The 21,459-nt window shown below is 61.5% G+C and carries 23 protein-coding genes; 14 read left to right on the top strand and 9 right to left on the bottom strand.

Annotation, left to right across the window (positions count from 1 at the left end):
- The first annotated feature begins 62 nt into the window (after positions 1 to 62).
- Positions 63 to 311, top strand: a complete 249-nt coding sequence (locus tag ACQY1J_RS08680) for a hypothetical protein (protein WP_139283784.1) — start codon at positions 63 to 65, stop codon at positions 309 to 311.
- 329 nt (positions 312 to 640) lie between these two features.
- Here the strand turns inward: ACQY1J_RS08680 and treY are convergent, their stop codons facing one another.
- From treY to ACQY1J_RS08655, 5 genes are all read right to left on the bottom strand, one after another.
- Entirely contained in the window at positions 641 to 3,178 is a 2,538-nt protein-coding gene (gene treY / locus ACQY1J_RS08675) for a malto-oligosyltrehalose synthase (protein WP_430251199.1), read from the bottom strand.
- On the bottom strand, positions 3,175 to 4,986 hold the full coding sequence (treZ, locus tag ACQY1J_RS08670) for a malto-oligosyltrehalose trehalohydrolase (RefSeq protein WP_430251198.1): 1,812 nt from the start codon (positions 4,984 to 4,986) through the stop codon (positions 3,175 to 3,177). Before treZ ends, treY begins: the two co-directional genes overlap by 4 nt.
- A 129-nt stretch (positions 4,987 to 5,115) precedes the next feature.
- Positions 5,116 to 5,802 (bottom strand): metallophosphoesterase family protein, encoded by a 687-nt coding sequence (locus tag ACQY1J_RS08665; protein ID WP_062457815.1) that lies wholly within the window; start codon positions 5,800 to 5,802, stop codon positions 5,116 to 5,118.
- A 74-nt stretch (positions 5,803 to 5,876) separates the two neighbouring features.
- Positions 5,877 to 6,680 (bottom strand): nucleotidyltransferase family protein, encoded by an 804-nt coding sequence (locus ACQY1J_RS08660; RefSeq protein WP_062457812.1) that lies wholly within the window; start codon positions 6,678 to 6,680, stop codon positions 5,877 to 5,879.
- A gap of 162 nt (positions 6,681 to 6,842) precedes the next feature.
- Positions 6,843 to 7,079, bottom strand: a complete 237-nt coding sequence (locus tag ACQY1J_RS08655; RefSeq protein WP_162238003.1) for a hypothetical protein — start codon at positions 7,077 to 7,079, stop codon at positions 6,843 to 6,845.
- A gap of 134 nt (positions 7,080 to 7,213) precedes the next feature.
- Here ACQY1J_RS08655 and ACQY1J_RS08650 point away from each other — a divergent pair, with 134 nt between their 5' ends.
- Together ACQY1J_RS08650 and ACQY1J_RS08645 are read left to right on the top strand one after the other, a co-directional pair.
- Positions 7,214 to 7,396, top strand: coding sequence for a DUF3008 family protein (locus ACQY1J_RS08650; protein ID WP_430251197.1), 183 nt, complete (start codon positions 7,214 to 7,216; stop codon positions 7,394 to 7,396).
- Positions 7,397 to 7,477: 81 nt separating this feature from the next.
- On the top strand, positions 7,478 to 8,839 hold the full coding sequence (locus ACQY1J_RS08645; protein ID WP_430251892.1) for an amidase: 1,362 nt from the start codon (positions 7,478 to 7,480) through the stop codon (positions 8,837 to 8,839).
- Between the two features lie 24 nt (positions 8,840 to 8,863).
- On the opposite strand, the gene ACQY1J_RS08640 is transcribed toward ACQY1J_RS08645, so the two are convergent.
- Complete coding sequence (locus ACQY1J_RS08640) at positions 8,864 to 9,877, bottom strand: zinc-binding alcohol dehydrogenase family protein (protein WP_430251196.1); 1,014 nt, start codon at positions 9,875 to 9,877, stop codon at positions 8,864 to 8,866.
- A 106-nt stretch (positions 9,878 to 9,983) separates the two neighbouring features.
- Here ACQY1J_RS08640 and ACQY1J_RS08635 point away from each other — a divergent pair, with 106 nt between their 5' ends.
- The 8 genes from ACQY1J_RS08635 to ACQY1J_RS08600 all read left to right on the top strand — a co-directional run bounded on the left by ACQY1J_RS08635 (position 9,984) and on the right by ACQY1J_RS08600 (position 15,444).
- Positions 9,984 to 10,373 carry a winged helix-turn-helix transcriptional regulator gene (locus ACQY1J_RS08635; protein WP_062455119.1) on the top strand — a complete coding sequence of 130 codons (390 nt, stop codon included), beginning with the start codon at positions 9,984 to 9,986 and terminating at the stop codon, positions 10,371 to 10,373.
- Between the two features lie 113 nt (positions 10,374 to 10,486).
- Positions 10,487 to 11,194: a hypothetical protein gene (locus ACQY1J_RS08630; RefSeq protein ID WP_062455117.1), complete on the top strand. Its 708-nt coding sequence runs from the start codon at positions 10,487 to 10,489 to the stop codon at positions 11,192 to 11,194.
- A 133-nt stretch (positions 11,195 to 11,327) separates the two neighbouring features.
- Complete coding sequence (locus tag ACQY1J_RS08625; RefSeq protein WP_430251195.1) at positions 11,328 to 12,089, top strand: glycosyltransferase family 2 protein; 762 nt, start codon at positions 11,328 to 11,330, stop codon at positions 12,087 to 12,089.
- Positions 12,086 to 12,742, top strand: coding sequence for a hypothetical protein (locus ACQY1J_RS08620; RefSeq protein ID WP_092660051.1), 657 nt, complete (start codon positions 12,086 to 12,088; stop codon positions 12,740 to 12,742). The genes ACQY1J_RS08625 and ACQY1J_RS08620 overlap by 4 nt, the downstream gene beginning before the upstream one ends.
- A gap of 25 nt (positions 12,743 to 12,767) precedes the next feature.
- Positions 12,768 to 13,427 (top strand): HAD family hydrolase, encoded by a 660-nt coding sequence (locus tag ACQY1J_RS08615; protein ID WP_430251194.1) that lies wholly within the window; start codon positions 12,768 to 12,770, stop codon positions 13,425 to 13,427.
- Positions 13,424 to 14,131 carry a glycosyltransferase family 2 protein gene (locus ACQY1J_RS08610; RefSeq protein WP_430251193.1) on the top strand — a complete coding sequence of 236 codons (708 nt, stop codon included), beginning with the start codon at positions 13,424 to 13,426 and terminating at the stop codon, positions 14,129 to 14,131. The genes ACQY1J_RS08615 and ACQY1J_RS08610 overlap by 4 nt, the downstream gene beginning before the upstream one ends.
- 9 nt (positions 14,132 to 14,140) lie before the next feature.
- A complete protein-coding gene (locus ACQY1J_RS08605; protein WP_430251192.1) occupies positions 14,141 to 14,470 on the top strand; it encodes a cupin domain-containing protein in 330 nt (109 codons plus the stop codon).
- A 206-nt stretch (positions 14,471 to 14,676) separates the two neighbouring features.
- Positions 14,677 to 15,444, top strand: coding sequence for a 2-keto-4-pentenoate hydratase (locus tag ACQY1J_RS08600; protein WP_430251191.1), 768 nt, complete (start codon positions 14,677 to 14,679; stop codon positions 15,442 to 15,444).
- A 57-nt stretch (positions 15,445 to 15,501) separates the two neighbouring features.
- Here ACQY1J_RS08600 and ACQY1J_RS08595 read toward each other — a convergent pair whose 3' ends face one another.
- The 3 genes from ACQY1J_RS08595 to ACQY1J_RS08585 form a co-directional block, all read right to left on the bottom strand.
- On the bottom strand, positions 15,502 to 16,128 hold the full coding sequence (locus ACQY1J_RS08595; RefSeq protein WP_430251190.1) for a nuclear transport factor 2 family protein: 627 nt from the start codon (positions 16,126 to 16,128) through the stop codon (positions 15,502 to 15,504).
- Positions 16,129 to 16,248: 120 nt separating this feature from the next.
- Positions 16,249 to 17,067, bottom strand: coding sequence for a bifunctional 5,10-methylenetetrahydrofolate dehydrogenase/5,10-methenyltetrahydrofolate cyclohydrolase (locus ACQY1J_RS08590; RefSeq protein WP_430251189.1), 819 nt, complete (start codon positions 17,065 to 17,067; stop codon positions 16,249 to 16,251).
- Positions 17,068 to 17,076: 9 nt separating this feature from the next.
- Positions 17,077 to 17,841: an IclR family transcriptional regulator gene (locus ACQY1J_RS08585; protein WP_430251188.1), complete on the bottom strand. Its 765-nt coding sequence runs from the start codon at positions 17,839 to 17,841 to the stop codon at positions 17,077 to 17,079.
- A 131-nt stretch (positions 17,842 to 17,972) separates the two neighbouring features.
- Between ACQY1J_RS08585 and ACQY1J_RS08580 the strand changes: the two genes are divergently transcribed.
- From ACQY1J_RS08580 to ACQY1J_RS08570, 3 genes are read left to right on the top strand one after another with little or no spacing between them, the layout of a single operon-like run.
- A complete protein-coding gene (locus tag ACQY1J_RS08580) occupies positions 17,973 to 18,773 on the top strand; it encodes a creatininase family protein (RefSeq protein ID WP_430251187.1) in 801 nt (266 codons plus the stop codon).
- Positions 18,770 to 20,065, top strand: a complete 1,296-nt coding sequence (locus tag ACQY1J_RS08575; protein ID WP_430251186.1) for an amidohydrolase family protein — start codon at positions 18,770 to 18,772, stop codon at positions 20,063 to 20,065. The genes ACQY1J_RS08580 and ACQY1J_RS08575 overlap by 4 nt, the downstream gene beginning before the upstream one ends.
- Entirely contained in the window at positions 20,062 to 21,453 is a 1,392-nt protein-coding gene (locus tag ACQY1J_RS08570) for an FAD-binding oxidoreductase (protein ID WP_430251185.1), read from the top strand. The genes ACQY1J_RS08575 and ACQY1J_RS08570 overlap by 4 nt, the downstream gene beginning before the upstream one ends.
- Positions 21,454 to 21,459: the final 6 nt, after the last annotated feature.

The following is a 21,459-nucleotide window of genomic DNA, read 5'->3' as shown; positions in this document are numbered from 1 at the left end:
CGCGCGAGTACCGGAACAATTTCCCGCGCCAACCATTCGACATGACAAGCAAGGAGCCTGTCATGCCGGAAATGCAAGAGACTGAGACGGAAGCACAGCGGCGGTCGCTGGCGCTTGAGGGCGCAATGCTGCTGATGATCGACGGCCTTGCCGCAAGAGGCACCATTTCGGTGGATGAGGCAGAAGACATGCTTCGCATCCTGTCCACAAGCTCCGACGGATCGGCCCTCCGAGCCAACAATTCCCTGCGCGTCGTCAACCAGCTGAAGCGGTTGCGACGGGGCGATGGCAGTGCAGCACCCGGCGCCTGAGGCGGACTCACATCTGTCGACGCAGAGATCACGTTTTCAGGAACCTTTTTTACGCCTCACCGTTCACCTCCCAACAGCAAAAGGAGACACTATCATGAATAGCATCGTATGGTTGGTAGGCGCAGTCGTCATCGTAATCGCGGTTCTGAACCTCGTTGGATTCGCTTGATTTGATTGCCCTTTTCCACTGAACTTCGAGTTCAGGTGGAGAAACAAAAAGGCGCCGGTTCTGATCGAACCGGCGCCTTTTTCGTGTTTGTGACGTCCCGCCTGGGTGGGTCACTGCCCGCCGTCACTTCGGCGAGCAGTGCGATTAGATGAGGGCTCGCCTATTCGGCAGTCAGCAGTGCAAACGGATGATCGGCAAAGGCGAGGTTGACGGCGATGCTGTCCTTGGCCTCGACGTCCTTGCCGGTGGAGAGATCGCGGTAGCGACGGTTGGCGAGCTGTGTAGGCAGCTCCACTTCCGTCTCCGCCCAGCGCTCGCCCCGTGACGGATAGACGTCGCCGTTGAGCGCGCCGAAGACCAGCCGCGGTACGATCACGATCACGGCTTGATCGCCATCGGTGCGGGCGAAGGCCAGGATGTTTTCAGCCCGGTTTCCGGTCGCCTTGAGCGGCACGTAGTCGCCCTTGCGGAACAGGTCCGGCGCGTCGCCACGCTGGTGCAGCAAACGCTGGATCAGGTGCTGTTTCAGCCGTCCGCTCAACCATCCGTCCTCTGTCGAGGAGTCCGGATTGTCGTTCTCCGCAGGGAGGTCCTGCAGCATGGCGAAATCCGGTTCGCGACGGTTGTCGGGGTCGACAAGGCTGAAATCGAGGGCTTCACTGCCCTGATAGATGTCAGGCACGCCCGGTGCCGTCAGCTTGACGATCGTCTGGGTCAGGCTGTTGACCAGACCGGCCCGGATGAAGGGCTGGAGCGCCGAGGAGAAGTCCGCCAGGAATTCCTGGTTTTCCGGCGACAGCATGTAACGGGCGTAGTCGAGCACAGCTTTCTCGTACGCCTCGTTGCTGTCACCCCAGTTGGTGCACAGCTTGGCTTCCTTGATCGACTTCTCGACATAGGCAAGGAAACGCTCCTCGAGTGCCTCGAGGCCGCTCTCGTCCTTCGGCTGCAGCATCGTCGGCCAGACGCCTGCGAGCGCCTGATAGAGCATCCATTCGACTGCAGGCTCCGGTGCCGGGCCATCATCCAGCGAGACGACCTTCGTCGCGTTCATCTTGCGCCAGCGGGCAACGCACTCCGCCCAGAGTTCCGGCGCCTCGGTCAGCACGTAGAGACGGGCACGGGCATCTTCGCCGCGCTTGGTGTCGTGCGTGGATGTCCCAGACAGCGCATCCGGCTGACGCTGCAGCCTTGTTTCCATGTCGTGGTGGAAACGCTCGATCGAGAAATCGCGCGGCAGCGGTTCGGCGCCGACTTCGTTGAGTGCAAGCGCCATATGCTGACGGAAGAACAGCGTGTCCTCGACGGACTTTGCCATCAGCGGGCCGGTCAGCTGCTGGAAGCGGGTGCGGAAATTCGCCGCATCATGAGAGGCCTTCTCGGAGACGTCGTTGCCGAGGATGCGGGTGATCAGATCGAGGCCTGCCTGATCCGGCGCATTCGGTCCCTGTTTGACCTTGTCGACGACGCTCTTCAGCATCTCGTGGCCTTCCGGCGGCAGACCTGTTTCCGTCCCGTAGGTCCGGTAGACCGGGAATGCGACCAGCAGTTCGCGCAGTGCAGACCTCGTGGTTTTCTCGTCCACGCTGATGCCATCCGTGTTGGCGATCGCGACGGCAAGTTTCAGCAGCGTCGTGAACTCGCCCTCGAAGTTCTTGTCGGCCATCAGAAGCTTGGCAGCGCGCAGTTCGGCCGCCATGTCGACCGGCTTGCCGACAACGTCGTCATAGGCTTTGCGCAGACCGGCGATCTTTGCACCGTCCACAAGAGCGTCGGACAGCGAGGCGATGAACTCGTAACCCGTCGTGCCTGAGATCGGCCAGTCTGCAGGGATGTGCTCACCTTCGCCGAGGATCTTCTCAACGGTGATGTAGCAATCGGGACCGGCTTCCTGGCGCAGGAGCTCGATATAGGCCTTTGGATCGGCGAGACCGTCCACGTGGTCCACGCGCAGACCGTCGACGGCGCCGGAGTGAACCAGTTCGAGGATCAGGCGGTGGGTGTCGTCGAATACCTGTTTGTCTTCGACGCGGACGCCGGCAAGGCCGGTGATCTCGAAGAAGCGGCGGTAGGAGAGATCGCGCGGCGCTTCCCGCCACGACATCAGCCGGTACGGCTGGCGCTCGTGCAGTTCGACAAGTGATGCCTTGTCGGTGAGCTTGGTCACCTCGGTCTCGCGGCCCTGATAAGTTTCCGGCGCGAGCGGATAGTAGCTGTCGTAATAGGCAAAAGCCGGCTTGCCGGTCTTCGGGTCGGGCTTCACCGAGATATCGCCATTGGAAAGTGCGGTCTCGAACGAGTCGCCGAGGAAAGGCAGCGTCAGCGGGCGCGACCAGTTGATGTCGAAATGCTTTGCGAACCGACTGTTCTGGCCATTTTCAATAACATCGCGCCACCACGTGTTTTCAAGCGATGCGGCCATGTGGTTGGGCACGATATCGAGGATCAGGCCAAGACCTGCGTCCTTCAACGTTTTCACCATGCGATCGAAGCCTTCGCGACCACCGATCGAGGGTTCGATCTCGTTAGCGTCGGTCACGTCATAGCCATGGGTTGACTCCGACGTGGCCGTGAAGATCGGCGACGCGTAGAGGTGGCTGATGCCGAGGCGCTTCATGTAAGGCACGAGCTCGCTCGCGCGATCGAAGGTCATGCCGTTGCGAAACTGGATACGGTAGGTCGATGTGGGGATTTTCACTTGTTGTCTCCGGCGGGCGCGAGGCGGACGATGATAGAGTTCTGGGGCAGATCCGGCGTTTCGGACGGCCAGGCAAAGAGCGTCTCACCCGGCAGATCGGGAAGCGGCTGCGCCTTTTCGCCGATGTTGAGCGCGATCGACAACGTTCCTTTCGGGAAAGTCCAGCTAACGGCCAGGAAGCCCTCGCCGGTCTTCAGAACCTTGCCCGAGTTGCCGGTGGCCGTTGCAAGCATCGGCACGATGTGCTGCTGGCGAAGGGAAAGCAGTTGCTTCGTCAGCGCAAGCCACTCCTTGCCATCGCGGCTATCGTGCTTCTTCCAGTCGAGCTTGGAGGCGTCGAAGGTCGTCTTGGCATTCGGATCGGGGACGACATCGCCCTCGTGGCCGGCATGGCCCTGGAATTCCTTCGCGCGGCCCTCGCGCACGGCCTTGGCAAGGTCGCCGTGGAAATCGGTGAAGAACAGGAACGGATTCGTCTCACCATATTCCTCGCCCATGAATAGAAGCGGAATATGCGGCGAGAACAGAAGCGAGGCGTAAAGGACCTTGGTGCGATCGGCACCGGCAAGCTCGATCAGACGTTCGCCCTCGGCGCGGTTGCCGACCTGGTCGTGGTTCTGAATGAAATCCACAAAAGCGACGGGCGGCTGGCTTGCGCTTTTCACGCCGCGCTTTTCGCCGGCATGCGGCGAGACTTCGCCCTGATAGGCAAACCCTTCGGCCAGAACCCGGGCGACGAGCTTTTCCGGCTGCTTGGCGAAATCTTCGTAATAGGCGTGCGTTTCGCCGGTCGCGAAAACATGGACGGCATTGTGAAAGTCGTCGTTCCACTCCGCGGTAAACAGAGGTGCGTTGCCGTCTTCGTCGCGCGGATGCAGGTCTATGATGTTGCGGGCGTCCTCGGTCGTCAGGTGGATCGGCCGGTCGGTAATCTCGGCGCGGATGCGCTCGGCGATCTCGTTCAGCACGTGGCTGTCGGAAATATCCTCGATCTGGTCGATCGCATCGAAGCGAAGACCGTCGAAATTGTATTCATGCAGCCAGTAGAGCGCGGCCTCAACGATGTAGCGGCGGGTCGCATCGACGTCATAGGCGATGGCCGCACCCCACGGTGTCTGACGCTCCTTGTGGAAGAAGTCGGGCGCCAGAAGCGGCAGATAATTGCCCTCGGGGCCGAAATGATTGAGCACGAGGTCAAGCACGATGGAGATGCCATGCGCGTGAGCGGCATCTACGAAGGCTTTGACATCATCTGGTGAGCCATAAGCGGCATGCGGCGCATAAAGAAGAACGCCGTCGTAACCCCAGCCACGGTTGCCGCCGAACTGCGCAATCGGCAGGATCTCGACCATGGTGATGCCGAGTTCGGCGAGATAGGGCAGCTTCTCAATCGCGGCGCGGAACGTGCCGTCAGGGGTGAAGGTGCCGACATGCATCTCGTAAACGACGGTTTCTTCCCAGGGGCGACCGGTCCACTCCGGTGTCTGCCAGTCGTAACTGGTCGGATCGATGACAAGCGAAGCGCCGTTGACCTCGGACTTCTGGGCACGGGATGCGGGATCGGCGACAACGGTACCATTGGCCAGCACGTAGTTGTATTCCGCGCCTGGTTCGACGCCGGTTGCCAGGACCTCGAACCATCCGTCGTCGCTGCGGCTCATCTCGGCATCCTTGCCGTTGAGACGGAGCACGACCGTTTCCTGGCCCGGAGCCCAGAGACGGAACCTTACCTCGCCAGCAGCGACATATTCCGCTCCCCAGGTTTTCGGAAAGCTTCGGAGTTCGGCGACGGCATTGACGTCCGACATGGGGTCCCTTTCATCAGGTTGAGAGCGACCGGCAAACGAGTGAAAGGCGTGACAGTTCCATCATGGAACAGGCAAACCTTTCACGATCAGTGATTTTCGCAGGCTGATGTTTTTCAGCCTGGAAAGCGCTCAGAGATCGAGCAGCGCATAAGGCCGACCTGTCGGCTTTTCGATATGCGAAGCAACGTTATAGACCGGCGCGCCGCCCGGCGTCCTGCCTTCGTAGCGGCCGCGGTGGGCATGGCCGTGGACAACAGCCTTGACCGGGAAGCGGTCGATCGTTTCGGCCAGACGCGACGAGCCGAGGAAGGGGAAGATTTCCTCCGGTTCGCCTTCCACCGTCTCGCGGATCGGAGCGTAGTGGAGCACGACCATGGCGCGTTCGGAGCGAACCTGACGCAGCGCGTTTTCGAGCCGCATCGTTTCCTCGACGCTTTCGGCCACCATCGCCTTGATCGCCGGCTCGCCGAACGAACCCAGCATGTGACGCCCGAAGCCGCCGGCAAAACCCTTGGCTCCGGCGAAACCGACGCCGTTGATTTCGACTGCCTGACCTTCGAGAAGGTGAACGCCAGCGTCCTTCAGGATGTGGGTGACTTCCTCGACGCAGCCACATTCATAATCATGGTTGCCAAGTACGGCGACCATCGGGATCGAGCATGAGCGCAGATCGGCGGCAAGCAGTTCGGCTTCCTTGACCTTGCCGAGGTCTGTCAGGTCCCCGGTCAGGACCAGAATGTCCGCCTCCTGCGAGATCTCGGCAAACAGGTCTTTGTAGGATTCCGAGCCGTGTTCCTTGACATGAAGATCGCCCATGGCGGCAATGCGCTGCAGGCCCTCAGGCTTCTTGCGATCGCTTTTCTGTTTTTCGGCAGCCTTGTCAGACTTGCTCATACCGGGCCTCCTTCCAAAGTTTTTTCATCGACGCCCGCGCGCAGTTCTCCTTCGCCACCGACGTCGGCGAAACCCCATTCCTTGACATCGATCTCGAAATCGATGCGGCTGAACATGCGGCCACGGCAGACCTTCATCTGCGGCAGGGGCAGTTCGCGCTGCGCCTTCAGGCGGTCGAGAAGCTCGTCGAGCAGCCAATCAGGAACCTTGTCGCGCTCGGTCGGGTAGATCCAGCGGAAGTTGAGAAGGTGGATCAGCAGCACTTCCCAATGCACTTCCATATGGTTGAGCAGCCGCTCCCAGTCGATCTGGTCATGGGCGCGCAGGATCGTGTGGACGATGTCGCCGCCGTCGTAGCGGTGACGAAGCTGGACAAAGCATTTCGACCAGATCAGCTCCGTCGGGGCGATAATACGGACCTTGTGGCCGTTCATCTCGATCTGTCTGGCATTCTCGAACCAGCTGTCGCTGATCGGCATCGTGCCGTTGGAGGCTGCAAAAATCACGTCGAAGAAGTGCTTGCCCTTCTTCACCTTGCCCAGCCAGCGGTCGTCTTCGACCTCGATCTCATATCCCTTCTGCTTGAAATGCGAGAGGATCCGGGCGTAGTCACCGGCCTTGCAGAAGATATCTAGATCCTTGGTCTGACGGGTAATGCCGGTATAGGCGCTGAGCGCGAACGTGCCTGCCAGAAGGAACGGGATGTGGCAATCGACCAGATCCTCCAGCGCCACGGCAACGAAGGCCTCCGCATCGGCATCGGCCAGAAACGGCGCCGCCTTGACCTCGAGATCGGGCATTGCCTGGAGCGGATGGGGCGGCGTTTCTCGCGCCGCCGTCGGTGCGGGGGCGAGCCCATGGCGCTTTTCTACATCGGCATTCATCGGTTTTCTCCGAATGTCAGTGGGTAGCGGGAACAGCGCGTTTTCCCGCTGTTTCCCGCCTGAGCGTCAGGCTCAGCCTCACGGCTTTTCCTGGTTGTCCGCATTGGCCATCGGGCTTGGGCGTCCGTCCGGCTGGTCGCCGTCTTCGCGCTGGTCGATGTCTTCAAGATCGGTCTTGACCATGAAACGGTCGATTTCGCCGCGACGCGCGGCTTCGCGCACGGCTGCCGGGTTGGTCGTTTCCATCTGCTCGCTCAATTCGTCACGAACCGGTTCGCGCGCCTTGTCGTCTTCGTGCTTTTCGTTTTCCATCATGGTCTCCTTTGACGTCGTCAGGCCAGCAATGTGGCGAGCCGGTGGGGAAACCGCCGAGACGCTGCAGAGGTTCCGTGCTGTCGGGAACCGGGACACGGTTTGCCAAGTTTTGAACGGAAACGAAGGAGGACGACATGCCGGCAAAATCAAGTGCGCAGCAAAAGGCAGCAGGCGCCGCGCTTTCCGCAAAGCGCGGCGAGACCAAGAAATCGGAACTGAAGGGTGCTTCCAAAAGCATGGAGAAGTCGATGAGCGAAAAGCAGCTCGACGACCTGGCCTCCACGAAACGCAAGGGAAAGCCGGAACACGCTTCCTGAAGCTGGAGCGGCAATGTCTTCTCCTTTTGCACGAATCCGTTACACCTCTGATCCCAGGTGAACGGATAAAGGATGAGCACTGTGACCAAGTCTTTCGGATCAATGTCGATTGCCGAGCTTTCGACGCTTTTGCAGCTTGGCAAGGTCGATGCGGTTGAAGTGACCGAATCGGTCCTGTCGGCGATTGAATCCTATTCCGACAAGGCCGTGTTCGTGACGCTTCTGCGGGACCGTGCGCTTTCCGAAGCACAGGCTGCGTCAAAGCGCCTGCGCGAAAACCGCTCGCTCGGCATTCTTGATGGTATCCCGATCGCCTGGAAGGACTTATTCGACATCGAAGGCCTTTCGACCACGGCAGGCTCGAGCGTGATGGCCAAAGATCCGGCGGCGACCAAGGATGCAGCGGTCGTCGATCTCCTGAAACAGGCCGGCATGGTCGCGATGGGCCGCACCAACATGAGCGAATTCGCATTTTCGGGCATCGGCATCAATCCGACCTACGGAACGCCGGAAAACCCGCGCTCGACAGACATGCCCCGCGTGCCGGGCGGATCCTCGTCAGGTGCTGGCGTGGCCGTGGCCGCTGGCCTCGTGCCGGTTGCCATGGGGACCGACACGGGCGGCTCGGTCCGCATCCCGGCTGCCTTCAACGGCGTCGTCGGCTACAAGGCAACCCGTGGCCGATATGCCATGGACGGCGTCTTCCCGCTGGCGAGAAGCCTCGATTCGCTGGGACCGCTTTGCAATACCGTACAGGACGCCGTGTGGATCGACGCGGCAATGCGGGGTCTTGGCACACCGCTGACACCACGAAAGCCCACGCAGCCGCTCGATATCGTCATCCCCACCAATGGCGTGTTCGACGGCGCCGAGCCGGGTGTGGTCGAGGCGTTCGAGGCAGCGATCGAGAGGCTGGCAGCAGGCGGTGCCCGCATCACCCGCCTCGCCTTCCCGTCCTTCGACGAACTGCCGCAACTGATGGCGAAATACGGACCGATGGTGACGGCGGAAGCCTTTGCGCTCCATCGAGAACGACTGGCGGGTGCGGATGCTGGCGGAATGGACCCGCGCGTCGTTGCCCGCACCAGACTTGGCGAAAAGACCACGACCGCCGACTATCTCGCAATCATCGATGCTCGCGCCCGGATGACGGCAGAGACCGAGGCACTGATCGCCGATCGCCTCGTCGCCTTCCCCTCCGTCGCCCATGTAGCACCAGCCATTGCGCCATTGAAGGCCGACGACGAGGCGTTTTTCGCGGCCAACGGCAGGACGCTCCGCAATACCGGCTACGGCAATTTCCTCGACTGGTGCGGCGTGTCGATCCCCTGCGGAACCGGCGAAGCCGGCATGCCGGTCGGATTCCTCCTGTCGGCGGTTGCTCACGACGACGAGATGCTCCTCGCCGCCGCGATGGGAGCGGAAGAGGTGATCCGGGGCTGACCCCGGATCATTGTTTCGCAGGCCTCAGAACCCTTCGAGCACGATCTTGCCGCGGGCCTTGCCGCTTTCCAGCGTGGCATGCGCCTTCTTCAGGTTTTCCGCATTGATCGGGCTCATCACATCGGTGACGGTGGTGCGGATCCGGCCGGCATCGATCAGTGCGGCGACTTGGTTCAGAAGCTCTCCCTGCTCGTCCATGTCGGCCGTTTCATAGATCGACCGGGTGAACATCAGCTCCCAATGCACGGAAAGAGCCTTGCGCTTGAAACCGGTGATGTCGAAGGTTTCCGGATCATCGATCAGCCCGAACCGACCCTGCGGCGCGATCAGTTCGATGATCTCTTTCGTATGACGTGGCGTTTCGGTCGTCGAGAAAACGAAACCGGGCGCGCCGATCCCGAGCGCCTTCACCTGTTCGGCGATCGGCTTGGAATGATCGATGACGTGATGGGCGCCCAGTTCCTTGACCCAGGCCTGGGTCTCCGGCCGTGACGCCGTCGCAATCACGGTGAGGTCGGTCAGAGCCCGGACAAGCTGGATGGCGATCGATCCGACACCGCCAGCACCACCGATGATGACGATCGCATTGGCTGCACCTGGAACCGGCTTTTCGATATCGAGCCGGTCGAACAGCATTTCCCAGGCGGTAATCGCCGTCAGCGGCAAGGCGGCCGCCTGAGCATTCGAGATCGACTTCGGCTTGTGGCCGACGATCCGCTCATCGACCAGATGGAACTCGCTGTTGGCACCTTGCCGGATCAGCGAACCCGAATAGAACACTTCGTCGCCCGGCTTGAAGGCGGACACGTCATCGCCGACTTCGACCACCTCGCCCGCCACATCCCAGCCCAGCACCTTCCACTGGCCGTCTTCAGCCGAGACGTTCTTGCGGATCTTGTAATCGACCGGATTGACCGAAATCGCTTTCACCGCAACGAGAATATCCCGCCCCGTCGCCTTTGGCCGGTCCAGTTCGACATTTTCAAGCGCGTCGTCCCGATCGAGCGATCCGGCGGTCCTGTAGGCTATGGCTTTCATGGCGTTCTCCTTTGCGGGCAGAATTGATATAAGCCTCATATGGCGCTATGATCATCCAAAGCCAATACGCACAAAAACAGCCTATAGTGTCAAAAAGGATACCGTGATGGCCAAGGCCCACCATACCAGGTTCGACTGCAGCCCCGGCTGCTCGGTGGAAGCGGCGATCGGCCTGATCGACGGCAAGTGGAAGTCCGTCATCCTGTTTCATCTGCTGGACGGCACGCTGCGCTTCAACGAAATCCGCCGCCAGATTCCCGCCGTGACCCAGCGCATGCTGACCAACCAGCTACGCGAGCTGGAGGCGGACGGGTTGATCACTCGCAAGGTCTATGCGCAGGTGCCGCCCAAGGTGGAATACAGCCTCTCGCCGCTCGGCCTCACCATCAAACCGATCCTGACCGCGTTAAAGGCCTGGGGCGACGAGAATATCGGGCTCTACGGCAAGCCGAAACAGACCGCGACCGATGTGCAGGCGGCGTCGATTCCGGCCTGAAAGAGGGCCTGACCTGCTCCGCACCAGCTACGGGGACTATCGCAGAGAGACAGGATCGGCGGGGGCAAGACGTTGATCAGCGACTTCGATAATCGTTTCCATAGGGGGCAACGTTGAGACTTTCCGTACTGATCCGGGGCAACAATTACATCGAGAAGGACCGTTTCGGCCTGCCGATGGATGCGCGCAAGAACATCGACTCGATCATCGAGAACATTGTCGCGCCGGTGCGTGAAAGCAATCCCGATGCGAAAATCTACCTCGCCACCTATGACAGCCCGGCCCTGGCCGAGCTTCAGGATAAGCTTGGACCGTGCGAGCTGATCAAGCTGGATGCGCAGGGCAGCTCGCAGATCGAGACCTACAAGGAAGGCCTCAAGCACGTCTTCGCCCAAGACGAATACGATGCGCTCGCCGTGATCCGCTTCGACCTGCAGTTCAGGAAGAAGATCACGGACTGGAATGTCGATATCAGCCGCGACAGCATCTACTTCCCTTTCAAGGAATACAAATCCTACTGGCGTGACCACTGGCGCGTCGGCGACGCCGTGCATGTGATCGGCAAGAGCGCGATTTCACATTTCTACAATGCCATGATCATGAACCAGCTTTCGGGCCGCGCTCACCTGCATCTGATGTATTATTTCCTGCGCACCATGCACGCAAACCTGCGCTTTATCGAAGACGGCTACTTCGATTCCAACACGCTGTTTGCCAATCCGGAATGCGACAACCCGCTCTACAAGATCTTCAACCGGCCGCGACTGACCACGCCGTCCCCGTCGATGGGCATGCAGCTCGGCGAAATCCAGGCCGAATAGGCGTTTCGACCTTGCCCGCGGTCGGCGCGCGGACGCTGGAAATTGACCCGTTTGACAGCTTGGCACCAGCTTCAAGCCTTAAGGTTTCAGGCACTGGATCAACTGCAAACTTTTATTTTGGATACCGCCGCAGATGCTCAATATCGTCGTGCCGATGGCAGGTCATGGAAGCCGCTTTGCAAAAGCCGGCTACACGCTTCCAAAACCACTTCTGCCCGTGCATGACGTCGCGATGATCCGCCTCGTGATCGAGAACCTAAAGCCTGATGTCGAGCATCACTTCATCTTCATCTGCCAGGCATCGCATGTGAGGGACTACGGTCTCGACGCGCATCTGCGCCAGTGGGCGCCGGGTTGCGATATCTATCTGGTCGAAACCGTCACCGAGGGCGCCGCCTGCACCGTGCTTCTGGCGCGCGACGCGATCGACAACGGCAACCCGATGATGATCGCCAACTGCGATCAGTATGTCGATGTGGACATCAACGCCTACCTTGCCGCCGCAGACGGTCTCGATGGCCTGATCATGACCATGTCGGCGGACGATCCGAAGTGGAGCTTTGTCTCCTTCGGCGACAACGGCTTTATCGACAACGTCGTCGAAAAACAGGTGATCTCCAACCACGCCACCGTCGGGATCTACAATTTCGGCAAGGGATCGGATTTCGTCGCCCATGCCGACCGGATGATCGAGCGCGACTTCCGCGTCAACGGTGAGTTCTACGTGGCTCCCGTCTACAATTTCATGATCGAGGACGGCATGAAGATCGGCGCCTACTCGATCGGCTCCGTCGACAAGGGCATGCACGGCCTCGGCGTTCCCGAAGATCTTGAGAGCTTCCGCAATCTGCCGCTGTCTCTGAGCGTGACTCAGTCGATCAAGGAACCGGCATGATCCAGATCCTCAGCCATCGGGGATACTGGAAATCCCCCGAGGAAAAGAACACGGTCGAGGCCTTCGTCCGGTCGTTCTCGCTCGGCTACGGCACCGAGACCGATGTGCGCGACTGCCTCGTTGGCGGCAAGCCGCGGCTGGTCATCTCGCACGACATTCCAAACGGCACCGAAATCTCCTTCGCTTATCTTCTGAGCCTCGCCAGACAGCACGGGTCTCCGACGCTGGCACTCAATATCAAGGCCGACGGGCTGCATGATATGCTGGCCGAGGTGCTCACCGCCGAAGGCTACGACAACTATTTCCTGTTCGACAGCTCGGTTCCGGACCTGATCCAGGGCGTGAAGCGCGGCATGACCTCGTTTACCCGACTGAGCGAATACGAGCGCGTCCCTTCGCTTTACAGCGAACCCGGCATCACCGGCGTCTGGCTGGACAACTTTCTGCCCGGCCGCTGGTACGAAGCGCCGCTGGTCGAAAAACTGCTGGATGACGGCAAGCTGGTCGCGCTGGTCGCGCCCGACCTGCATCGCCGGCAAGACGAATACGAACCTTTCCTGCACTGGCTGGTCTCGTCCGGCCTGCGCGATCGCGAAGGGCTGATGATCTGCACCGATTTTCCCGAGAAAGCCAAGGAACTGCTGCGCGTATAGCGCAAAGTCTGGCGCACGAGGTTTGATGACGATGATTAAGGCTGTAATTTTCGACATGGATGGCGTGCTGATCGATGCCCGCGAATGGCATTACGAAGCGCTCAACCGCGCGCTGGAACTGTTCGGCTTCACCATTCCGCTGCACGAGCACCTGACCACGTTCGACGGCCTGCCGACCCGCACCAAGCTGCAGATGCTGACCGCCACCCGCGGTCTTCCGGAATCCCTGCACGGCTTCGTCAACGAGATGAAGCAGCGCTATACGACCGAGCTGATCCACACCAAGTGCAAGCCGGTGTTTCGCCAGCAGTACGCGCTCGCGCGCCTGCGCGGCGAAGGCTATCGGCTTGGCGTCGCCTCGAACTCCATCCGCAGCACCGTCAACCTGATGATGGCAAAGGCCGGCCTCGAGGATTATCTCGAATTCCAGCTCAGCAACGAAGACGTGAGCGTCGGCAAGCCCAGCCCTGAAATCTACCTGAAGGCCATCGGCATCCTCGGCCTTTCGCCTGAAGAGTGCCTGATCGTCGAGGACAACGACCACGGGATCCGGGCAGCGCGTGCCTCCGGTGCCCATGTCATGGTCGTCAACGACGTCTCCGAGGTGAACTACCAGTCGATCTGCAAGTCGATCGACAAGCTGCAGGCATCGTTCGAGCTTCCGGCACGGCAGGTGGTCGCATGAACATCCTGATCCTGATGGCGGGCGAGCCCCGCATCCTTTCCGCAGACAGCTTCCCGACCCCGCTGGTCGAGGTGGACGGCATGCCGCTGGTGCAGCGTCTTCTCGAGCAATGCGCGCGGATCACCGGCCACCGGGTGATCATCGCGATGCAGGAAAAGGAACTGCGCCGCTATCATCTCGACGACGTCGTCCGGCTGATCGATCCGACGGCCGAGATCGTTGCCGTCAAGGACAAGACCCAGGGTGCTGCCTGCACAGCCCTTCTTGCCGCCGGCAGCATCGACAACGACACCCCGCTTCTGATCCTCAACGGCGACGAATTCCTGACCGTGCCGATGGAAACCATCATCGCCGATTTCAACCGGCGCGAGCTCGATGGCGGCACCGTCACCTTCCGGTCGGTCCACCCGCGCTATTCGTTCGTCCGGCTCGACGAGCGCCAGATGGTCGTTGAGGCGGCCGAAAAGCACCCGATCAGCGACAATGCGACGGCGGGCTTTTACTACTTCCGCAAAGGGTCCGATTTCGTCAAGGCAGCCAAGGCCGCGATCCGCAAGGACGCCCGGCACAACGACATGTTCTATGTCTGCCCGGTCTATAACGAGCTCGTCCTCGAGGACAAGAAGATCGGCGTCTACCCGATCGACGCGAAGGACTATCATCCGATCAAATCCGACCGCCAGCTGAGCGAACTGTCGATCTGAGGGCATAAGATGAGCGAAGCTTCCTATAATCTCGACGACATGATCGGCGGCTGGTTCGTCGGCGATTTCGATCCGAGCGTCGTCAAGACCGAAGCGTTCGAAGTGGGCGTCAAGAGCTACAAGGCGGGCGATCGCGATGCCCGCCACTACCACAAGATCGCCCGGGAAATCACGCTCGTCGTCTCCGGCCGTGTCCGCATGCTGGACAGGGAATGGGGCGAAGGCAGCCTGATCGTCATCGAGCCCGGCACGGTCAACGCGTTCGAAGCGCTGACCGATGCGACGCTGACGGTGGTGAAGATACCGAGCGCGAAGAACGACAAGTATCTCGTCGACTGACGCAGAATCCCTACCTCTCAGCAAACGAAATCAGTGGGTTAAGTCGACCTATTGAACGGATCCATGCGCGCCGGGCCGGGATATTGCCCGCAAAGCCTTGACGGACGGCTCTGCGTTCGCGACGATCTCCATCGAGCTGAACCACAGCGAAACGCTGGCGAGAGCCCAAAAAAGCTCAGCCGCAAATCATTCGATCGGAGACATTCATGGCCGAACTCTCAACCCAGGCGTTTAATCCAGAAACGCTGGCCGAGAGCCTGATCACGCTGCGCAAGGAAGGCCGCAAGGCGCCGTCCGCAAGCTTTGCCCTGCCCCAGGATCTGAGCGCCGGCATGGCGGCACAGAACGCCGTGGCACAGAGGATCGGCGCCAGCGCGAAGATGATCAAGGTCGCGATGTCGACGGACAAGCAGCCGGTGATCGCGCCGCTGTTCCCTTACGTGGAAACGACCAGCGAAGCGAAGCTTCCCTATTCCCCCGGCACACGGTTCGAAGTCGAGATCGCCGTCAAGCTCGGCGCGGATCTACCGGTGAGATCCGAAGCCTATACGAGGGCGGAAGTGCTGGACGCGGTGGCGGATGCCTATCTCGGCTCGGAACTGCTTGTCACCGCAGTCGAGGAAGGTGGCAGCGTTTCCTTCCCGCTCTACCTCGCCGATCGCATCGGCAATGGCGGCTATGCGCTCGGCCCGAAGGTTCCGAAGACGCTGATCGACACGGTTGGTGGGCTTGTCCTCAAGGTCACCCACGACAGCAGCCCGGTCTATGACGGACCAGTGGCCCATCCAGTCGGAGACGTGCTCGCCTGGCTGGTTGCCTATGCCAATGACGCCGCACGCCCGGCCACATCACTCACGTCAGGCATGGCGGTGACGACAGGTGCGCTCTCGGGCGCAATGCCGCTGCCCGGCGCCGGACGCGTCGTGGTAGAACTCGAAGGCGGTTATCAAATGAGCGTCCTGCTCACGGCTTAACCGGAAATCTGCAGCACGCGACCCCAAGGCTCGCGTGCTGCCTTCACGACATGAGGATCAGGGGCAGGTGTTGACCGGTGCCGCCTTGACGATCGGGAAGCAACCCTTCCACTGTTCGGTGCGCGCCGGCCATGGCGTTAGCGTCTTCGGGCTTTCCTCCAGCTGAAGCACGCCGAGCGCCTGCAGATCCTTCACCCGACCGTCCAAATATTCCTTGATCACCGAAATCTTGCCGTCCTTGACATGGGCGATCCAGACATCGTTGACGACCTGCCGGTTGCCGCGCTGGAACGTGCGGAACTGCAGCTCGACCGCGATGCGGCCGGTCGTCGTATCGATAAAGAACGCGTCCTCCGGAAGGTAGATGCTCGTATCCTTGGCCGCCTTGCAGAACGTGTCGAGGTCGGCGAGCATCTTGTCACGGCCGGTGATGCTGCTGGTCGGATAGGAGAAAGCGACGTCCTCGGTGACGGCATTCTTCAGCAGGTCCGCGTTGCAGGACGCCCAGGCGGATGCGAGGTCGAAGACCAGGTTCTCCATGGCGGCACGCGCGGGATCGGTGGACGGCGTGCCCGCAAAAGTGACGCCGGGACGGATGTCCGCGGCTTGAGCCGAGCCGACGGAGGCGACAAGGAGAGCAGCGGAAAGCGTTTTGAGCACAAAGCTGCGCAGACGGAAGATCATTGTGAGTTCCCCAATTTCGTTCGTTTATCGAACTTGTGTTCGGATATGAGTAGAAAAGCGCAAATTCTGGTGCAGCGCAATATACTCATGACAACATCAGCCTGATTTCCGTCATGTCACTCAGAGCGTCGCATCCGCGACATTGCGCATCAGGCAGGCCGTTGTGACCGGTCCGATGCCATCGGGCACATGTGTCACCGTGACGTTGCGATCGGCGATCGCGTCGAGATCGACATCGCCGACAAGTCCGGCCGGACCGCGATTGATCGAGACATCGAGAACGATCGCGGCATCCTTCAGATGCTCCGCCCCAATTAGCCCGGCAACGCCTGCCGCGGTGACAACGATATCGGCGCGGCGCGTATGAGCCGCCAGATCCCGTGTCGCCGCATGCGCAATCGTGACGGTCGCCTCAGCGTCAAGCAGCAGGTTGGCGAGCGGTCGCCCGACGATGCGCGACGCCCCGACCAGCACGATCTCGCGTCCCCTGAGCGAACCGGCCAGCGCCTGCGCCATCAGGAAACAAGCCTTCGCCGTCGCCGGCGGACGGGTCACGGCGCCGAGCGCCAGGTCACCGGCATTAAGGGGGTGCAGTCCGTCCACGTCCTTGTCCGGCCCGATCAGAAGCGCGGCTGTGCGGGCATCCATGCCGGCTGGCAACGGGTAGAGGGTCGCGACCGCATCGATGTCATCCAGCGCTGCCAACTCTTCCAATCGCGCAAACAGCCTCTCGACATCCGACGGATAGGCTTCGAGCTGCAGATCTATCCCGACCTCCTGCGCGCTGACCTGCTGCCGACGCGCATAGGCGGCCATTCCGGCATTGCTGTCATCGAGCAGCACGACGCAGCGAACCGTCCGGCCAATTGCCGATATACGCCGGCGTGTTTCGGAATTGATCCCGGCTGCAATTTCGAACCCTGTGACGATCTCAAGCATGGAACTTTCCTAGAGTGTGGAGGCTATCTGCCCGGCGCAGACCTTCAGCCGTGCCGCCATTTCGGAAAGCGCCGCATCGTCATACTGCCCATGCTCGAAGATAATCGACACGGCACCGACAACCTCGCCGATGCCGGGGTGAAACACGGGGGCCGCGAGTGATGCGACACCGCTGACATATTCGCTGTCGGTCAGCGCATAGCCGCGCTCGCGGATCTGTTTCAGGGCGTCCTCCAGACGATCCCGGTGGGTCTCGGTCTGGTCGGTATGGGCAGAGTAGGCGGCACTGTCGAGGATCGCATCCAGCCGGACGGTATCGAGGAATGCGAGGATCGCCCGTCCCGAAGCTGTCGGCAGCAACGGCACCCGCGTGCCGGTCGTGACCCGGTTGAGCGTGAATTTCGACGGTAGGAACGCGTGGGCGACATAAACGGCATCCGTCTCGTCCAGCATCGCATAAGACACGGACTCGCCGACTTCCTGCGCCGCATTGCGCAGCACCGGCTGGATGATCTGCGGAATGCCCCGGCCCTCGATAAAACCCTGGCTCAGCCGCAGCACATGGGGGGTCAGCTCATAGCGGCCGCGATCGCAGGCGAGATAGCCAAGCTGCTCCAGCGTCCGCACCAGCCGCCGTGCAACGGCGCGGTTGAGCTGGACCTTGTCGGCAATCTCGCTGATCGTGATGGCGCGATCCTTTGCGTCGAAGGCAAGCAGGACGGCCAGCCCCTTGGCGAAGGTCAGCGAGACTTCCTTGTCGTTTTCATCCAGCACCGGCGCTCCTTCCAGATCAGAGCGCCAGCCCCGATCTGCCTATCTTTTCCGCACCGCAACATTTTTCACCTTGACGAACTGGCGACTTCCGTTACGATTTAGCGAACAATTGCTCGATAAGCGAACAGACCATGTCGTTTCAGTTTTGGCAAGACCTCAGGACCACCGATTTCGCAGCCATCGACAAAGGTCGCGCTGTCGCGGTCCTGCCTGTCGGCGCAACGGAGCAGCACGGCCCGCACCTGCCGCTTGCGACCGACAGCATCCTTGCCGAACGCATGGCGATCGAGGCGGCACAGCGTGTCGAGAATGCAGCCGTCTACATCCTTCCGACCATAGCCTACGCGAAATCCGACGAGCACCTGTCCTTTCCCGGAACGCTGACGCTCGATGCCGCAACGCTTCTGGCAACCCTCACCCAGATCGGCCACAGCGTTGCCCGCGCCGGCTTCCGCAAGCTGGTGTTTCTGAATGCCCATGGCGGCAACGTTCCGGTTCTCCAGATCGCCGCGAGAAGCCTGCGGCTGGAAACGGAGCTGTTCGTGGTGTCGGCAGGATGGATCTCGATGGGCTTTCCGCCGGGCCTCGTCTCGGCGCTCGAACAGCGCGACGGCATCCATGGCGGACTGGTCGAAACCGCGGCCATGCTGCATTTCCGGCCGGATCTGGTCGACATGAACGAAGCCCGCAGTTTCGTGCCGGCCTCGGCAGCCGTCGCCGAGAACAACGACGTCCTTCGCCTGCTCGGCCCGATCAGCGTCGGCTGGGTCGCGGAGGATCTGCACCCGGCAGGAGTCGCCGGCGATGCCGCGTCCGCAACGCCTGAGATCGGCGCCGCCATCGTTGCCCATGCGGCAACCCGTTACGCCAAGCTTCTGGACGAGGTCGCGGCGTATCCGGTCATAGCAGCCACCGGGACACAGCCGATATGAGCGCCGTGATACCGCCCTTCGGCGACGCTCCGCTCACCATCCGCAATCTTCGCGCACCTGCAGCGCTCATCGATGGCCTTCCTCACCACGCAGCAGACAGCCGCAGCGGCCTCGTCACCTTCGACGTGACGATCCGCGACGGTCTTTTTCATGCGCCCACCTCAAGCGAGCGCGAGTGGGATGCGCAGGGACGCCTCGCTTTGCCCGGCTTCATCGACATGCACGTCCATCTCGACAAGGCTTTCACTTCAGAGCGAACCGGGTTTTCCGACAACGGCCTTGCCGGAGCTGTCGAACTGGCGATGGCCGATGCGCCCAACCGGACCGTCGAGGATATCGTGCAGCGTATGGACCGCGCACTCACTAGGGCCGAACAGCATGGCACGGTCGCGCTGCGCACCCATCTCGATACGTTTGAGGAACCGGATGCCAGCCCCGCCTGGATCGCCTTTGGCAAAATCCAGTCCGCCTGGAAGCACCGTCTGACCCTGCAGGCGGTCGCCCTGATGGCATTGTTTCGGGTGGAGCAGGACGGTTTCGATCGACGCTGCGCGCAAATCGCGAAGCGCGACGGCGTGCTCGGCGCCTTTATCGGACCGGGCAGCGCCACGCCGGAGCGGATCGACAGGCTGTTTCTGGCAGCAGCAAGACACGGGCTCGACCTCGATCTTCACGTGGACGAAACGACGGACGCATCCGCTGACGGCCTTTCGCTCGTCGTCGAAACGGCCCTGCGGCACAAGTTTGCCGGGCGCATCGTCGCCGGACATTGTTGCGCGCTTGCCCAAAAGCACGAACCCGAAGCGCAGGCCCTGATCGCCGGCATTGCCGAAGCCGGCATCCATGTCGTCGCGCTGCCGCTCACCAACGGCTTCCTGCAGGACCGCAAACCCGGCCGCACGCCGCGTCTGCGCGGCCTTGCCCCGGTCACCGAACTGCGCGCCGCCGGCGTCAACGTCGCCTTCGCGTCGGACAATGTGCAGGACGCATTCTACCCCTACGGCGATTTCGACATGCTGGATGTGATGCGCCAGGCGCAGTTCCTCGGCCAGCTCGAAGGCGATCCCGCCGGCTGGGCCACCGCCTGCCATTCTGGACCGGCGGCCGCCGTGGGTCTCGAGAACGCCGGCATGATCCGCGCCGGCGGACCGGCGGATGCCATCATTTTCGAAGCGACCGGCTGGACCGACCTCTTCTCCCGCACGAACACCGCCCGCACTGTTTTGCGCAACGGCAAACCCTTGGGCATCGAGACTGCCGAAGCGGCAGGTATCGAACGGAGGCGCGCGTGAGTGCAGAGCTGGAAGCCTGCCGGGCAGCCCTCGCCCGGTTCGACATCGACGACAATCCGCGCACGGTGCAGCAGAAAAGCCGGGATTTCTACTGGTACAGCCCGGTCCTGAAGGATCTTTTGCAAGACGTCTGCGGCGATCTGGTGGTTGCTCCCCGCAGCGAAGCCGAGGTGATCGAGATCCTTTCGATCTGCCACCGCTGCAACGTGCCGGTTACCGTGAGAGGCGCCGGCACCGGCAACTACGGCCAGTCCATGCCGCTACAGGGCGGCGTCGTCCTCCATATGAAACACATGAACGGGGTCGTTCGCATCGGCAACGATCATCTCGTTGCCCAAGCCGGCGCCGTCATGGCGGATCTTGAACAGGCGGCGCGTGAAAAGGGCCTGGAAATCCGCCTGTTTCCGTCCACCACGGCAACTGCGACGCTCGGCGGTTTCATCGCCGGCGGATCGAGCGGTGTCGGCGCCATCCGCTGGGGCGGCCTGCGCAATCCCGCCAATATCCGCCGCCTGCGTCTCGTGACGATGGAGGCAGAGCCCCGCGTCATCGACCTTGTCGGCGACGACATTGCCAAGGCGGCACACGCCTACGGCGTCAACGGCGTCACTACCGAAATCGAGATCCCGGTCGATCCGGCCGGAGACTGGGTCGACGTGCTGATCGGCACACCCGACTTTGCATCCGCGACCCGGCTCGCCTTTCGTCTGGGTGAAGATGACGCGATCACGCTCCGCATGCTCTCGACCTTCGAAAGCGCCATTCCCGATCGGTATTTCACCCGGCACGCACCGTTCCTGAAATCCGGCGAAGCCCTTATCGCGGTCATGGTCGCAAGGCAGGATCTTGAGACGCTGGTGACCGCAGTCGAGGAAGACGCCGGCGCCGCCATCCGCTTCCGCGCCGACCGCGATGGTGACGGCATGCGCCTGCCGCCGGCCTATGAGCTCGCCTGGAACCACACGACGCTTCGCGCAATCAAGATCGATCCGTCGATCACCTACCTGCAGATGATGCTGCCGCAGGACGATCTCTACGGCGCGATCGACCGCATCGCCGAGACATTCGGCGACGAGCTGATCCTGCATTTCGAATTCACCCGGTTTTCCGGCAAGGTCGCCGCGGTCGCCATGCCGCTGCTGCGCTACGAAAGCGCTGAGCGGCTCGAAGAGGTGATCGAGATCCTCGAGGTGAGGCTGGGCGTCACCGTGTTCAACCCGCATCGGGTAACGCTCGAGGAAGGCGGCATGAAACGTACCGATCCGGCCCAGCTCGAATTCAAGCGCCAGACGGATCCGAAGGGCCTTCTCAACCCCGGCAAGATGATCGCCTGGACGCATCCTGACTGGGTCCCCGCTCCCGGCCGCATCTTCCTTTTCAACCGATAACGAGAA

This window comes from Neorhizobium sp. DAR64860/K0K1, assembly GCF_050500205.1.
Lineage (GTDB): Bacteria > Pseudomonadota > Alphaproteobacteria > Rhizobiales > Rhizobiaceae > Neorhizobium > Neorhizobium soli.
The sequence above is the reverse complement of the archived record's forward strand: the minus strand, read 5'-3'. Positions and strand labels throughout refer to the sequence as shown.